A 12,918-nucleotide genomic window follows, 5' to 3' on the forward strand; every position below is an offset into this window, starting at 1 on the left:
TCTTCACCGCTTGCTTCACGAGACATAGGTGTTTTAAGAATTTGGTTCAGTTGATCAACATCTTCAGATTTTGGATTAATCCATGTTTCTTTTAGACGTTGACGTTCCTTCTCCATGTTTTCTACTTTCTCGTTGAATCGAGCCCAACGAGCATCATCCACCAAGCCAAGTTCACGCGACTTCTCAGTCAAGCGGATATCAGCGTTGTCTTCACGAAGTAACAAACGGTATTCCGCACGAGACGTGAACATACGGTAAGGTTCTTTGGTACCCATCGTCGATAGATCATCAATAAGAACGCCCATGTAAGCTTGGTCACGACGCGGGCTCCAGCCTTCTTTGCCTTGTGTGAACAAACTTGCATTCAGACCGGCCATCAAGCCTTGTGCTGCCGCTTCTTCGTAGCCAGTGGTACCGTTGATTTGACCGGCAAAGAATAGACCCTTAATAAACTTAGTTTCGTAAGTCAGCTTAAGGTCGCGAGGATCAAAGAAATCATACTCGATCGCATAGCCTGGGCGGACGATATGAGCATTTTCAAAACCTTTCATTGAGTGAACGATTTTTACCTGAACATCAAATGGCAGACTTGTCGAGATACCATTCGGGTATAGCTCATGTGTCGTCAGACCTTCAGGTTCAATGAAAATCTGGTGACTGTTCTTGTCAGCAAAACGCATCACTTTGTCTTCAATCGATGGACAGTAGCGCGGGCCAATACCTTCAATCACGCCCGCGTACATTGGGCTGCGATCGAGATTGGCACGAATAACGTCATGCGTATTTTCGTTAGTGTGCGTGATGTAGCATGGAATTTGGCGAGGCTGTTGAGCTCGGTTACCCATGAACGAGAATACAGGTGTTGGGTTATCACCGTGCTGAACCTCTAACTCTGAAAAATCAACGCTACGTGCATCGATACGAGGAGGTGTACCCGTTTTCAGGCGATCAACTCGGAATGGAAGATCACGAAGACGGTCAGCCAGTGCGATCGATGGTGGATCACCAGCACGACCACCGGAAGAACTTTCCATACCAATATGGATCTTTCCACCTAGAAATGTACCGACCGTCAGTACCACAGCGTTAGCGCGGAACTTAAGGCCCATCTGTGTAACAACACCCACCACTTGATCCTGTTCAACGATCAAGTCATCAACCGATTGTTGAAACAGAGTTAGGTTTGGCGTGTTTTCAAGAACATTTCGAACAAAGGCTTTGTAAAGCGCGCGGTCAGCTTGTGCACGAGTTGCACGTACCGCAGGACCTTTTGATGCGTTTAATGTTCTGAACTGAATACCTGCATGATCAATAGCTTGCGCCATTAATCCACCCATTGCATCGACCTCTTTTACCAAGTGGCCCTTACCGATCCCGCCAATAGCAGGGTTGCAAGACATTTGTCCCAACGTATCGATATTATGAGTGAGTAGTAACGTACTTTGACCAGTACGTGCAGATGCGAGTGCGGCTTCCGTTCCTGCATGGCCACCACCAACAACGATGACGTCAAATTTTTCGTGATAAAGCATGAACCGACCTCGGGTATTCAAACGTTTTCTAGATTGATAAAAAGGAGCGATATTCTACCTGTTTTCATAGCTTGAGAAAACGTTTTTGGGATTTTTCGGTAAAGCTGTTTTTAATTAATATAGATAAGATCTTTATAGAGATCTTTTATTATATCTATTATTAGGATCGAGGGCGTCTGTGGATAAGTCAAAAATGATCAACAAGATCATGGATCTTTTTTGGATCAAAGTATGTGATCTAACTTTGATCATGATGAGGATTAGCTGGGATCAAAATGGCTACTTATTCACAGGGGAGAATTGGCTAGAAAGTTGCTATTTGGATAACTATAGGTTAATCACCGTATATGTATGATCTTATCCACAGAGAAAATTGAGGTTTTTGCTTCAATTTTCGAATTTTTTTCAAAAAAGTTATTCACAATCACGATATTCAGGGACAAAAAAAGCGGCATAAGCCGCTTTTTGGGGAAATTGAGGGACTAGAACTGGTCACTATGATCGTTAAACCACTCTTCAGCTGCATCCTCAGGTACCGGAGTTTCCAATACATCGATGGTAAAGCAGTCTGAAATAGGCTGTGCACCGAGTTTTTTCAGTTGGCTGTGGACTGATTTTCCCGCAGAACAGAAGGTATCGTAACTTGAATCACCAAGTGCGATAACTGCATAACGAAGAGCACTTAAATCTGGAGACTCTTGGGTCAATGCGTTGATCAACGGTTGGATATTATCGGGAAAATCACCCGCACCATGTGTTGATGTCACCACTAACCAAATACCTTGCTGAGGAATATTATTGTATTCAGGCTGATTATGAAGTTCTATCTCGTGCCCTTGAGCCTCTAGAAGATCGTTAAGGTGATCGCCAACGTATTCAGCGCCACCTAAGGTGCTGCCTGTAATAATGTGGATCATTAAGCTGTCCTTACAAAAGAAAAGGCCAGCGTAAGCCAGCCTTTATGGTTATTTACCTATACAGAATGAAGAGAAGATTCGACCTAAAAGATCATCGGAACTGAACTCGCCTGTGATCTCATTGAGGTGCTGTTGGGTGATACGAAGCTCTTCCGCTAATATCTCTCCGGCCATGTAGCCTTCAAGCTGTTGTTGCCCGATATCAAGGTGTTCCGATGCGCGTTCTAGTGCATCCAAGTGGCGGCGGCGCGCCATAAAGCCACCTTCATGACCACCAGCAAAACCCATGCAATCCTTGAGGTGGCTACGCAGAGCGTCGACACCTTGGCCTGTTTTTGCTGATAAGCGAATCAGGGTTGGATCGTTAACATGACAAATGCCTAACTCTTCACTGGTTTGATCCGCTTTATTACGAATTACCGTCATTCCGATGTTGTCTGGTAGACGATCAACGAAATCTGGCCAGATATCTTTTGGGTCTGTTGCGTCTGTTGTCGTGCCATCAACCATAAATAAAACTCGGTCTGCCTGAGCAATTTCTTCCCAAGCGCGTTCAATACCGATTTTTTCTACTTCATCAGAGGCATCACGCAGGCCTGCGGTATCGATAATGTGCAGTGGCATACCGTCAATATGGATATGTTCACGCAATACATCACGTGTGGTGCCTGCAATATCGGTCACAATCGCAGATTCTTTGCCAGACAGCGCATTCAATAGGCTCGATTTACCGGCATTTGGGCGACCTGCAATCACGACCTTCATGCCTTCACGCATGATGGCACCTTGATTCGCTTCTTGGCGTACAGCTTCGAGGTTATCGATGATAGCCTGTAAGTCAGTACTGACTTTACCGTCAGCAAGAAAATCAATTTCTTCTTCTGGGAAATCGATCGCTGCTTCAACGTATATTCTTAAGTAAATCAGAGAATCTACAAGCGTATTAATGCGTTTAGAGAATTCGCCTTGTAGCGATTGAAGCGCCGATTTAGCCGCTTCTTCTGAGCTGGCATCAATGAGGTCAGCAATCGCTTCGGCTTGAGTTAAATCCATCTTATCGTTCAAGAAGGCACGTTCTGAAAACTCACCTGGACGCGCTGCACGCACGCCTGAAATGGCTAGGATGCGTTTGATTAGCATGTCCATAACCACTGGGCCGCCGTGGCCTTGCAACTCTAATACGTCTTCGCCGGTAAACGAGTGCGGGTTAGGGAAGTAAAGCGCGATGCCTTGGTCGAGTTCGATGCCATCGTCAGATTTAAACGGTAGGTACTCAGCGTAGCGAGGCTTGAGTGTTTTTCCTGTTACTTCTAGGGCAACCTGAGTCGCCAATGGGCCGGAAACGCGGATAATACCGACGCCACCACGGCCGGGCGCGGTCGCTTGAGCAACAATCGTATCTGTAGTCATAGTTGTGCCTGCTAGCATGTGAGAGCCAAAAAGGGGCGTTCACGATTAATCAATTAGCTGAATTGTAATCAGCTAAAAACAAAAAGGCGACCTTTTGGTCGCCTTTCTTTATCTCTTTCTATTATCGAACTTACTTAGAATGTAAGCCTTTCTTTTCCAGCGCGCGGTAGATAAGCGTTTGCTGAATCAGAGTTACGATGTTCGATACTAGCCAGTAAAGAACCAGACCTGAAGGGAAGAACAGGAAGAAGAATGTAAACATAACCGGCATAAAGGTCATGATCTTCTGCTGCATTGGATCCGTTACAGTTGTCGGGCTCATCTTCTGGATTAGGAACATTGAAGCACCCATCAGAAGTGGCAAGATGTAGTATGGGTCTTGTGCTGAAAGGTCAGTAATCCAACCGAAGAACGGTGAGTGACGCAGTTCAACAGACTCCATTAGTGCCCAGTATAGCGAAATGAAGATAGGCATTTGCAAGATGATAGGTAAACAGCCACCAAGTGGGTTTACTTTCTCTTTCTTGTACAGCTCCATCATTTCTTGGCTCATGCGTTGACGGTCGTCGCCAATACGCTCACGCATTGCAGTCAGCTTAGGCTGAAGCATACGCATTTTCGCCATAGACGTGTACTGAGCTTTCGTTAGTGGGTACATAGCACCACGAACGATAAACGTTAGACAGATGATTGCCAGACCCCAGTTCACAACGATGCCTTGAATGAACGAAAGCAGAGTATGAAGTGGTTTAGCAATGAACCATAACCAACCGTAGTCAACTACTAGGTCTAGGTTCGGTGCAACAGCAGCCATTTGGTCTTGAAGTTTAGGACCAACCCAAAGCGTTGCTTTAAAGCTTGCTTCGTCGCCAGTAGCGATGGTCTTGTTCGGCATGCGAACACCGATGTCGCCAAGGTTACCAATGACACGAGTGTAAAGGTTGCTGCCTGCTTCGTCGCGTGGGATCCAAGCACTTGCAAAGTAGTGCTGAATCATCGCTGCCCAACCTTGACCATTGGCTAGGTTAAGAGACAGGTTGCGATCTTGCATGTCGTCGAAGCTGTATTTTTTGTAACGCGTATCTTCCGTAGAGTAAGCACCACCACGGTAAGTTGGCATTGTTAAGCTACCGCCGTCATCCATAACGTTTTGACGTAGGTGAGCGTACATGCCGAATGTCGCGTTAGTACCAGAGTTGTTGACTACATCGTATTCAACATCCATTGCGTAGCTGCCACGCTTAAGGACGAATGTTTTCGTGTAATCAAGGCCGTTCGCGTGGTAAGTCATTGGGATGCGTAGTTCATCCTGACCATCAGCAAGCGTGAAGCTGTCTGCTGAAACCGTGTAGCTAGGGCGGTTAGTGCTGCTTAAATCGATACCTTGAGGGCCAACTAGACCGCTTTGTGCGATAAATTGGTGACCAGGTTCGTTCTTAAGAAGAACAAATGTATCTTCAGAATCAAACTCAGCAGAGTAATCATTTAGGTTTGCTTGAACGACATCACCACCAACCGTATCAATTGACAGAGTCAGTACATCAGTTGTTACTGTGATAGTTTTTGCAGAAGCGACTTGTTGGCCCGGAGCTGGGTCTAAGTCATCTGCATAAGATGGCGCTGGTAGGGTGCTGCCAGATTGTGCCTGCTCAATCGCTTGTGGAGCTGGGTTCTGAGCTACGTTCCATTGTTGGAACAGTAGGAAAGAAACCAAAGCCAATGCGATTAACAGGATATTACGTTGAGAATCCATCGTTATTTATCTCTGTCTTGTTTTTGGACTGGTGGAACGGGGTCAAAGCCCCCTTCGTTCAAAGGATGGCATTTTAATAGACGTTTGCCTGATAACCAACACCCTTTTACAAAACCGTGAGCTTTCAACGCTTCTATCGCATATAAAGAGCAGGTTGGAGTAAATCGGCAGCGTGGGCCGATGAGTGGACTAATAAACCATCTATAAAAATAGATGGGTATTAGCGCTATCCACGCGAAGGGCGAGACAGGCGAAGCCATAATTTGTCGAGTAGCTTGAACATTTCTTCATTGCTTAAATCTTGCGCGCTCTTCTTAGCGATTACAACAAAATCTTTGTTAGGAAGTTTGTGTTGAGTGTTACGAAAGCTTTCACGAGTAAGACGCTTGAATCGGTTACGACCCACGGCGGTTTTAATCTGCTTTTTCGGAACAGCTAATCCAAGGCGAGGATTTGAAAGAGAGTTATTTCGGGCAATGATGGTGAAATGAGGGGAGCCTGCTCGATGAGCTTGCTTGAAGACATTCTGATAATGTTCGGGAGTTAACAAGCGTAACTCCCGACCGAAGGCTAGCTTATTCAAAATAATCAAAGATTACTTAGAAAGACGCTTACGGCCTTTTGCACGACGTGCATTGATTGTTGCGCGACCGTTCTTAGTAGCCATGCGAGCACGGAAACCGTGTGTACGCTTACGCTTTAGAACTGTAGGTTGAAAAGTGCGTTTCATTGTAATTACCTTACTGATCAGTAGTTTTAGGTTTTTGTTAAACCCGGCGTGGGCATTTTTTCTCTTCTTTATATAAGAAAGGAAAACCGACGCCTCTCAACAAAGAGGCGGAATTGTAATCACTGTCACAAAAAGTGTCAATGATTGGGTTAACTAAAATTCCGGTCGGGGGATTATACGTAGAATAACTAAAATCACAAGGATCCTTAGTCGATCCCGACCTTATTTAAGAATTTCTTTAATTTAGGATCCTGTGGATTACCAAAAATATCCTGTGGAGATCCCTGTTCGACAATGTGACCATCAGCCATGAAGATCACTCGGTCTGCGACCTCTCTAGCGAACTGCATTTCATGCGTAACCACCAACATGGTTTGATGCTGATTTGCCAGTTTTTTCATTAAGTTAAGCACTTCGCCAACCCACTCAGGATCGAGCGCTGAAGTAGGCTCATCAAACAATAAAAGCTCTGGTTGTAGAGCCATCGCACGGCCAATACCAACACGTTGCTGCTGGCCACCAGAGAGCGCTGCTGGGTAGCTATCTGTTTTCTCTCCTAGGCCAATATCATCGAGTATTTGTTGTGCTTTTTCATGAGCTTGCTGCTTTTTCCAACCACGAACGGTAATCAAACCTTCCGCAATATTCTGCCTTGCCGTTTGGTGAGCGAACAGTGCATAGTTTTGGAACACAAAACCGGTCTTACGGCGCAGTGCAAGCACCTCTGCTTTAGTGTGTTTCTGAGTATCAACCTTGATATCATCAATCGAAATCGTACCTTGATCGGCTTGCTCTAGAAAATTCACACAACGCAGCAGGGTAGACTTACCCGTACCACTTGAACCTATGATGACAATTATCTCACCTTGCTTGATTTCGAGGTCGATCCCTTTCAATACTTCGGTGTCACCAAACTGTTTGTGGATATTTTGTAATTTGATCATCGTACATACGCCTTATTCAGTTTCACTTCGGCCCAAATTTGAATACGAGTGAGGATAACCACCACGCCCCAGTAAATCAGCGCGACTGCTAAAAAAGCCTCGAAGAAGCGGAAACTTGAAGAAGCTTCCATCTGAGCTTTAGCCATGATTTCGGCTACACCTAGGGTGAATGCAAGTGAAGTCGACTTAATCATGTCGATGAAATAGTTCATCAAAGAAGGCAGTGCTACACGTGTCGCTTGCGGCAAGATCACTCGACGCATGGCTTGGCTGGTTGTCATACCGACTGACAGGCTTGCTTCCATTTGACTACGATCGATACCGATAATCGCGGCACGAATACTTTCAGCCATGTAAGCAGCAAAGTGTAAGGTTAAGCCGATAACCGCGGCGCCAAACGCATCAAGTCCAACCATCCACGGAAACACTTGTGGTAGGCCGTAGTATAGAAGGAACAGTTGCACCAGCAGTGGCGTGCCTCGGAAGAAGCTAATATACAGCTGGCTAAGCTGGTCGAGTACTGGGATTTTGAATACACGAATGTTCGCCAGTATCAAAGATAGAATTAGGGCGAAAAATAAGCCCCAGATTGCCATCTCCATAGTGGTGCCTAAATACTTCAGCAGTATTGGCAACAGACCTAGCATGTAATTAAAGTCAAATCCCATAATCTATCTCATATTTTTATTGGAAGTATTGTTTGGAAATACTGTTATATCAGGCTTTTTAATCAGTGCACAAAAGCAAAAAGCCCACCGCTGTGTAAAGCAGTGGGCCTCAAATGGGAAAGTGAGTCGTTACTTCTGAGTAATGTCCGCACCAAACCATTTCTGAGAGATACTTTCTAGCGTACCATCTGCGCGCATTGCTGCTAATGCTTCGTTTACTTCTGCTTGCAGTTTTTGACCGTTGTCGTTGTTAACGAAAGGCCAAGCATTTTCGATTGTCTCGAATGGTTGTCCTGCTAGCTGTAATGGTAGACCAGTCTTCTTGATAAGCTCTAGTGCTGATAGGCGATCCATTACGAACGCGTCGGCACGACCAAGAGCGACATCATGTTCAATACCGGTATCGTAGGTTTTGACATTGATTTTGCCATCTTTGTCATAGCTGCGCAGCAGTTGCTCAAAGTTTGAGCCGAGGTTTACCGCAACCGTCTTACCATCTAGGTCTTCGATACCTTTAATGCTGTCATTACCTTTACGAACGGTAATTTGTGCGCCGTCTACTACGTAAGGGTCTGCGAATAGGTATTTCGCTTTACGTGCATCCGTTATTGTAATTTGGTTTGAAATGGTATCGATTCGACCCGTTTCAAGAAGACCAAACAGACCAGAGAAGTTTGCCGTTACGTATTCAACCTTGTAATCGTTACGTTTACCGATCTCATCCCATAAATCCACTTCAAAACCTTGTAGTTGGTCTTGTTTAACGAACGTAAATGGGAAGTAGCGACCAGACATGCCGACTTTAACTTCAGTCGCGGCTTGAACAGTAGCAGCAGAGAGTGCGATAGCCGCAATTGCAGCCTTAATCCAGTTATTCATTTGGTAACTCCTTATATTTATAGGGTTGGATGTTACTGGGAAAATGCTCAATAGAATAAATAACCAGATGTTATTAACCATAACCAGATCGTATTCTCGATTTGGGGATAACTAGCAAGGATCCGGGCATAAGTGGATCGTTGTGTGAGTAAAGTAGGGGCAAGATGTGTGGATCCATCCAGTTTTGCACTATTTATTGTGAATAACTTGGATCTTATTCACTGGATCTGTGATCAATTGCTGGTGATCTGACTTATCAACAGGTAAAATTAGCGGTCATTTCATATAACTTAAATAGAGTGGGGCACCGTGTCATCTTCGCTTTGGTTGCAATGCTTGCAACAGCTTCAAGAAGAGTTACCAGCTACAGAATTCAGTATGTGGGTACGTCCGTTACAAGCGGAGCTCAATGGTAATACTCTAACTCTATTTGCACCAAACCGATTTGTACTCGATTGGGTGCGCGATAAGTACCTAAATAGCATTAACCGTTTGCTACAAGAATATTGTGGTAATGATATCCCGCATCTTCATTTTGAGATTGGAAGTAAACGAGTCATTGCTCCAAGATCTGAGGCTATCGCCCCTGCTCGTACACGTACCGCTGCTGATGTAGCCGCTGAGTCGTCTGCACCTGCGCAGCTACAAGCACGTAAACCAGTACACAATATCTGGCGTGATGAAGAACCTGTAGCGGTTGATCTTAATCACCGTTCAAACGTGAACCCAAAACATAAGTTCAATAACTTTGTTGAAGGTAAGTCGAACCAACTGGGTTTGGCTGCGGCACGTCAGGTTTCTGATAACCCAGGAACCGCTTACAACCCGTTGTTTTTGTATGGTGGTACTGGTTTAGGTAAAACGCACTTGTTGCATGCAGTGGGTAACGCCATTGTTGATAATAAGCCGAATGCTAAAGTGGTTTACATGCACTCAGAGCGCTTTGTTCAAGACATGGTGAAAGCGCTCCAAAACAATGCGATTGAAGAATTTAAGCGCTACTACCGTAGTGTTGATGCATTGCTTATCGATGATATCCAATTTTTTGCTAACAAAGAGCGCTCCCAAGAAGAGTTCTTCCATACCTTTAATGCGCTGCTTGAAGGCAATCAACAGATCATCCTAACGTCTGACCGTTATCCAAAAGAGATCAACGGGGTAGAGGATCGTCTTAAATCCCGCTTCGGTTGGGGTTTGACGGTTGCGATTGAGCCACCTGAGCTTGAGACTCGTGTGGCGATCTTGATGAAGAAAGCAGAAGACCACCAAATTCATCTTGCGGATGAAGTGGCGTTCTTTATTGCGAAGCGTTTACGCTCTAACGTTCGTGAGCTAGAAGGCGCATTGAACCGTGTTATTGCGAATGCAAACTTCACTGGCCGTCCGATCACGATCGATTTCGTGCGTGAAGCACTGCGTGACTTACTTGCCCTGCAAGAAAAACTGGTCACCATTGATAACATTCAAAAGACAGTCGCTGAATACTACAAAATCAAAGTCGCTGATCTATTATCTAAACGTCGTTCTCGTTCTGTTGCTCGTCCGCGCCAATTGGCGATGGCACTGGCTAAAGAGCTGACTAACCACAGCTTGCCTGAGATTGGTGATGCATTCGGTGGCCGTGACCACACGACCGTGCTGCACGCTTGTCGTAAGATTGCTCAGCTGCGTGAAGAGAGCCACGACATTAAAGAAGATTATTCGAACTTGATTCGTACCCTTTCTTCTTAATACACAGTATTCTTAACCTTAATAAGCAGAATCTTGGCCACGTACTATTACGCAGTGCCATTTAGACCGTAAGAGCAAGATATGAAATTTACCATTGAACGTAGTCACCTGATAAAGCCATTACAACAAGTATCTGGCGCACTCGGTGGCAGGCCAACGCTTCCAATTCTAGGAAACCTACTGATTAAAGTAGAAGATAACGTGTTGTCGATGACAGCGACGGATCTAGAAGTTGAATTGATCAGCCGTGTAACGCTTGAAGGTGATTTCGAAGCGGGCAGCATTACCGTACCTTCACGTAAGTTCCTAGATATCTGTCGCGGTTTGCCAGATAGCTCAGTGATCACTGTGGTATTGGATGGTGACCGTGTTCAGGTTCGTTCTGGTCGTAGCCGTTTCTCATTGGCAACATTACCTGCGGCAGATTTTCCAAATATTGAAGATTGGAGCAGTGAAGTTGAAGTGTCAGTGACACAAGCTGAATTGCGCGGTCTTATCGAGAAAACACAATTCTCAATGGCGAACCAAGACGTTCGTTACTACCTCAACGGTATGTTGTTTGAGATTGAAGGCTCTATCCTACGTAGTGTTGCAACTGATGGTCACCGTATGGCGGTGTCTCAAGCGCAACTGGGTGCTGATTTTGCTCAGAAGCAGATCATTGTTCCTCGAAAAGGTGTGCAAGAGTTGGTGAAGCTACTGGATGCTCCTGAACAGCCAGTAACGCTGCAGATTGGTAACTCTAACGTGCGTGCTGAAGTGAACAACTATGTCTTCACTTCTAAGCTGGTTGATGGTCGTTTCCCTGATTATCGCCGCGTAATGCCACAAAATACCACTAAGACATTAGAAGCCGGCTGCGATGAGTTACGTTCAGCGTTTTCTCGTGCTGCGATTCTGTCGAATGAAAAATTCCGTGGTGTTCGCGTTAATCTTGTAGATACCGAGATGCGTATTACAGCGAACAACCCAGAACAAGAAGAAGCGGAAGAAGTGCTAGATGTCACCTTCGACGGTGACGCGCTAGAGATTGGCTTCAACGTAAGCTACGTATTGGATGTATTGAACACACTGCGTTGTGAACAGGTTCGAATCTCAATGTCAGACGCGAATGCGAGTGCGTTGATTGAAAACGCACAAGATGACAGCGCGATGTACGTTGTTATGCCGATTCGTTTGTAACTGTGTTTATTTATACATTATGTTTGCTTATCAACAACGTTTGTCTATCGAGCCGTGATTGAAGATTAATATGAAGACGTTATGCCTTTATCGCGCTTAATCGTAAAGCAGTTTAGAAATATTGAAGCCTGTGACATTCAACCGTCATCAGGCTTTAACTTTCTTATAGGGGCTAACGGAAGCGGCAAAACCAGTGTCCTTGAAGCGGTGTATCTGCTCGGACATGGTCGCTCGTTCAAGAGCTCCTTAACCGGTCGTATCATTCAAAATGAGTGTAGCGAACTGTTTGTCCATGGCCGTTTTTTGACCTCGGATCAATTTGAGCTGCCAATTGGCATTAATAAGCAGCGCGATGGCACCACAGAGGTTAAAATAAGCGGTCAAACTGGGCAAAAATTGGCTCAGTTAGCTCAAGTCTTACCTTTGCAGTTGATTCACCCCGAAGGGTTTGATTTACTAACCGATGGACCTAAGCATCGCCGCGCATTCATTGATTGGGGAGTCTTCCACAGTGAGTCGGGTTTTTATGATGCTTGGGGCAGAGTAAAGCGCCTAAATAAACAGCGTAATGCATTATTGAAAACGGCGACGAACTATCGAGAACTGAGCTATTGGGATCAAGAATTAGCCCGTTTAGCTGAAAGCATCAGCCAGTGGCGTGCCACTTACGTTGAACAGCTTAAAGAAGTCGCCGAAGAAATCTGCGCGACCTTCTTGCCTGAGTTTGAGATAAAGATTAACTATTATCGTGGCTGGGATAAAGATACCCCGTACGCCGAGATATTAGAAAAGAATTTTGAAAGGGATCAGCAGCTTGGTTACACCTTTAGTGGGCCAAACAAAGCGGATCTAAAGATAAAAGTGAACGGCACTCCAGTGGAAGATGTCTTGTCACGAGGTCAGTTGAAGTTGATGGTGTGCGCGTTACGAGTAGCACAAGGGCAACACCTCACTCAAATGACAGGTAAGCAGTGCATCTACTTGATAGATGACTTTGCTTCCGAATTAGATAGCCAACGCCGAGCACGTCTTGCTGAGTGTTTAAAGGCGACCCAGGCTCAAGTTTTTGTAAGCTCTATTACCGCTGATCAGATTGCAGATATGCATGACGAAAATAGCAGGATGTTTCATGTGGAACATGGCAAAATAGAGCAAGGATAATTAGTCAGAGA

The 12,918-nt window shown here is 45.2% G+C and carries 13 protein-coding genes; 3 read left to right on the forward strand and 10 right to left on the reverse strand.

Annotated features, from left to right (window positions below; translation table 11 throughout):
* The 10 genes from mnmG to AACR09_RS19885 all read right to left on the reverse strand — a co-directional run.
* The coding region (mnmG, locus tag AACR09_RS19840; RefSeq protein WP_228010428.1) for a tRNA uridine-5-carboxymethylaminomethyl(34) synthesis enzyme MnmG at positions 1-1,532 on the reverse strand (1,532 nt) is incomplete at its 3' end.
* Between the two features lie 482 nt (positions 1,533-2,014).
* Positions 2,015-2,449 carry an FMN-binding protein MioC gene (gene mioC / locus AACR09_RS19845; protein WP_017095240.1) on the reverse strand — a complete coding sequence of 145 codons (435 nt, stop codon included), beginning with the start codon at positions 2,447-2,449 and terminating at the stop codon, positions 2,015-2,017.
* A gap of 48 nt (positions 2,450-2,497) precedes the next feature.
* Positions 2,498-3,859, reverse strand: coding sequence for a tRNA uridine-5-carboxymethylaminomethyl(34) synthesis GTPase MnmE (gene mnmE, locus AACR09_RS19850; protein ID WP_004735804.1), 1,362 nt, complete (start codon positions 3,857-3,859; stop codon positions 2,498-2,500).
* Positions 3,860-3,989: 130 nt separating this feature from the next.
* Complete coding sequence (yidC, locus tag AACR09_RS19855; protein ID WP_193834503.1) at positions 3,990-5,612, reverse strand: membrane protein insertase YidC; 1,623 nt, start codon at positions 5,610-5,612, stop codon at positions 3,990-3,992.
* A gap of 2 nt (positions 5,613-5,614) precedes the next feature.
* A complete protein-coding gene (yidD, locus tag AACR09_RS19860) occupies positions 5,615-5,872 on the reverse strand; it encodes a membrane protein insertion efficiency factor YidD (protein ID WP_004735802.1) in 258 nt (85 codons plus the stop codon).
* On the reverse strand, positions 5,839-6,162 hold the full coding sequence (gene rnpA, locus AACR09_RS19865; RefSeq protein ID WP_017055478.1) for a ribonuclease P protein component: 324 nt from the start codon (positions 6,160-6,162) through the stop codon (positions 5,839-5,841). The genes yidD and rnpA overlap by 34 nt, the downstream gene beginning before the upstream one ends.
* A 45-nt stretch (positions 6,163-6,207) precedes the next feature.
* Positions 6,208-6,342: a 50S ribosomal protein L34 gene (gene rpmH / locus AACR09_RS19870; protein ID WP_004735800.1), complete on the reverse strand. Its 135-nt coding sequence runs from the start codon at positions 6,340-6,342 to the stop codon at positions 6,208-6,210.
* A gap of 206 nt (positions 6,343-6,548) precedes the next feature.
* Entirely contained in the window at positions 6,549-7,286 is a 738-nt protein-coding gene (locus AACR09_RS19875) for an amino acid ABC transporter ATP-binding protein (RefSeq protein WP_017077296.1), read from the reverse strand.
* Positions 7,283-7,954, reverse strand: coding sequence for an amino acid ABC transporter permease (locus AACR09_RS19880; RefSeq protein WP_004735796.1), 672 nt, complete (start codon positions 7,952-7,954; stop codon positions 7,283-7,285). The genes AACR09_RS19875 and AACR09_RS19880 overlap by 4 nt, the downstream gene beginning before the upstream one ends.
* A gap of 129 nt (positions 7,955-8,083) precedes the next feature.
* Entirely contained in the window at positions 8,084-8,833 is a 750-nt protein-coding gene (locus AACR09_RS19885) for an amino acid ABC transporter substrate-binding protein (RefSeq protein WP_026012349.1), read from the reverse strand.
* A gap of 309 nt (positions 8,834-9,142) precedes the next feature.
* Here AACR09_RS19885 and dnaA point away from each other — a divergent pair, with 309 nt between their 5' ends.
* The 3 genes from dnaA (at position 9,143) to recF (ending at position 12,907) form a co-directional block, all read left to right on the forward strand.
* Positions 9,143-10,564: a chromosomal replication initiator protein DnaA gene (gene dnaA / locus AACR09_RS19890; RefSeq protein ID WP_017081729.1), complete on the forward strand. Its 1,422-nt coding sequence runs from the start codon at positions 9,143-9,145 to the stop codon at positions 10,562-10,564.
* A gap of 81 nt (positions 10,565-10,645) precedes the next feature.
* Positions 10,646-11,746, forward strand: coding sequence for a DNA polymerase III subunit beta (gene dnaN / locus AACR09_RS19895; protein WP_017073815.1), 1,101 nt, complete (start codon positions 10,646-10,648; stop codon positions 11,744-11,746).
* An 81-nt stretch (positions 11,747-11,827) separates the two neighbouring features.
* Entirely contained in the window at positions 11,828-12,907 is a 1,080-nt protein-coding gene (recF, locus tag AACR09_RS19900; RefSeq protein WP_004736685.1) for a DNA replication/repair protein RecF, read from the forward strand.
* The last annotated feature ends 11 nt before the right edge of the window (positions 12,908-12,918 follow it).

This window comes from Vibrio sp. OPT20 (assembly GCF_963889365.1).
GTDB classification, from domain to species: domain Bacteria; phylum Pseudomonadota; class Gammaproteobacteria; order Enterobacterales; family Vibrionaceae; genus Vibrio; species Vibrio splendidus.

Excerpts from the sequence above, each read along its gene's own strand:
- mioC (WP_017095240.1), bottom strand. The coding sequence starts at position 2,449 with ATGATCCACATTATTACAGGCAGCACCTTAGGTGGCGCTGAATACGTT.
- mnmE (WP_004735804.1), bottom strand. The coding sequence starts at position 3,859 with ATGACTACAGATACGATTGTTGCTCAAGCGACCGCGCCCGGCCGTGGT.
- yidC (WP_193834503.1), bottom strand. The coding sequence starts at position 5,612 with ATGGATTCTCAACGTAATATCCTGTTAATCGCATTGGCTTTGGTTTCT.
- yidD (WP_004735802.1), bottom strand. The coding sequence starts at position 5,872 with ATGGCTTCGCCTGTCTCGCCCTTCGCGTGGATAGCGCTAATACCCATC.
- rpmH (WP_004735800.1), bottom strand. The coding sequence starts at position 6,342 with ATGAAACGCACTTTTCAACCTACAGTTCTAAAGCGTAAGCGTACACAC.
- AACR09_RS19875 (WP_017077296.1), bottom strand. The coding sequence starts at position 7,286 with ATGATCAAATTACAAAATATCCACAAACAGTTTGGTGACACCGAAGTA.
- AACR09_RS19880 (WP_004735796.1), bottom strand. The coding sequence starts at position 7,954 with ATGGGATTTGACTTTAATTACATGCTAGGTCTGTTGCCAATACTGCTG.
- AACR09_RS19885 (WP_026012349.1), bottom strand. The coding sequence starts at position 8,833 with ATGAATAACTGGATTAAGGCTGCAATTGCGGCTATCGCACTCTCTGCT.
- dnaN (WP_017073815.1), top strand. The coding sequence starts at position 10,646 with ATGAAATTTACCATTGAACGTAGTCACCTGATAAAGCCATTACAACAA.
- recF (WP_004736685.1), top strand. The coding sequence starts at position 11,828 with ATGCCTTTATCGCGCTTAATCGTAAAGCAGTTTAGAAATATTGAAGCC.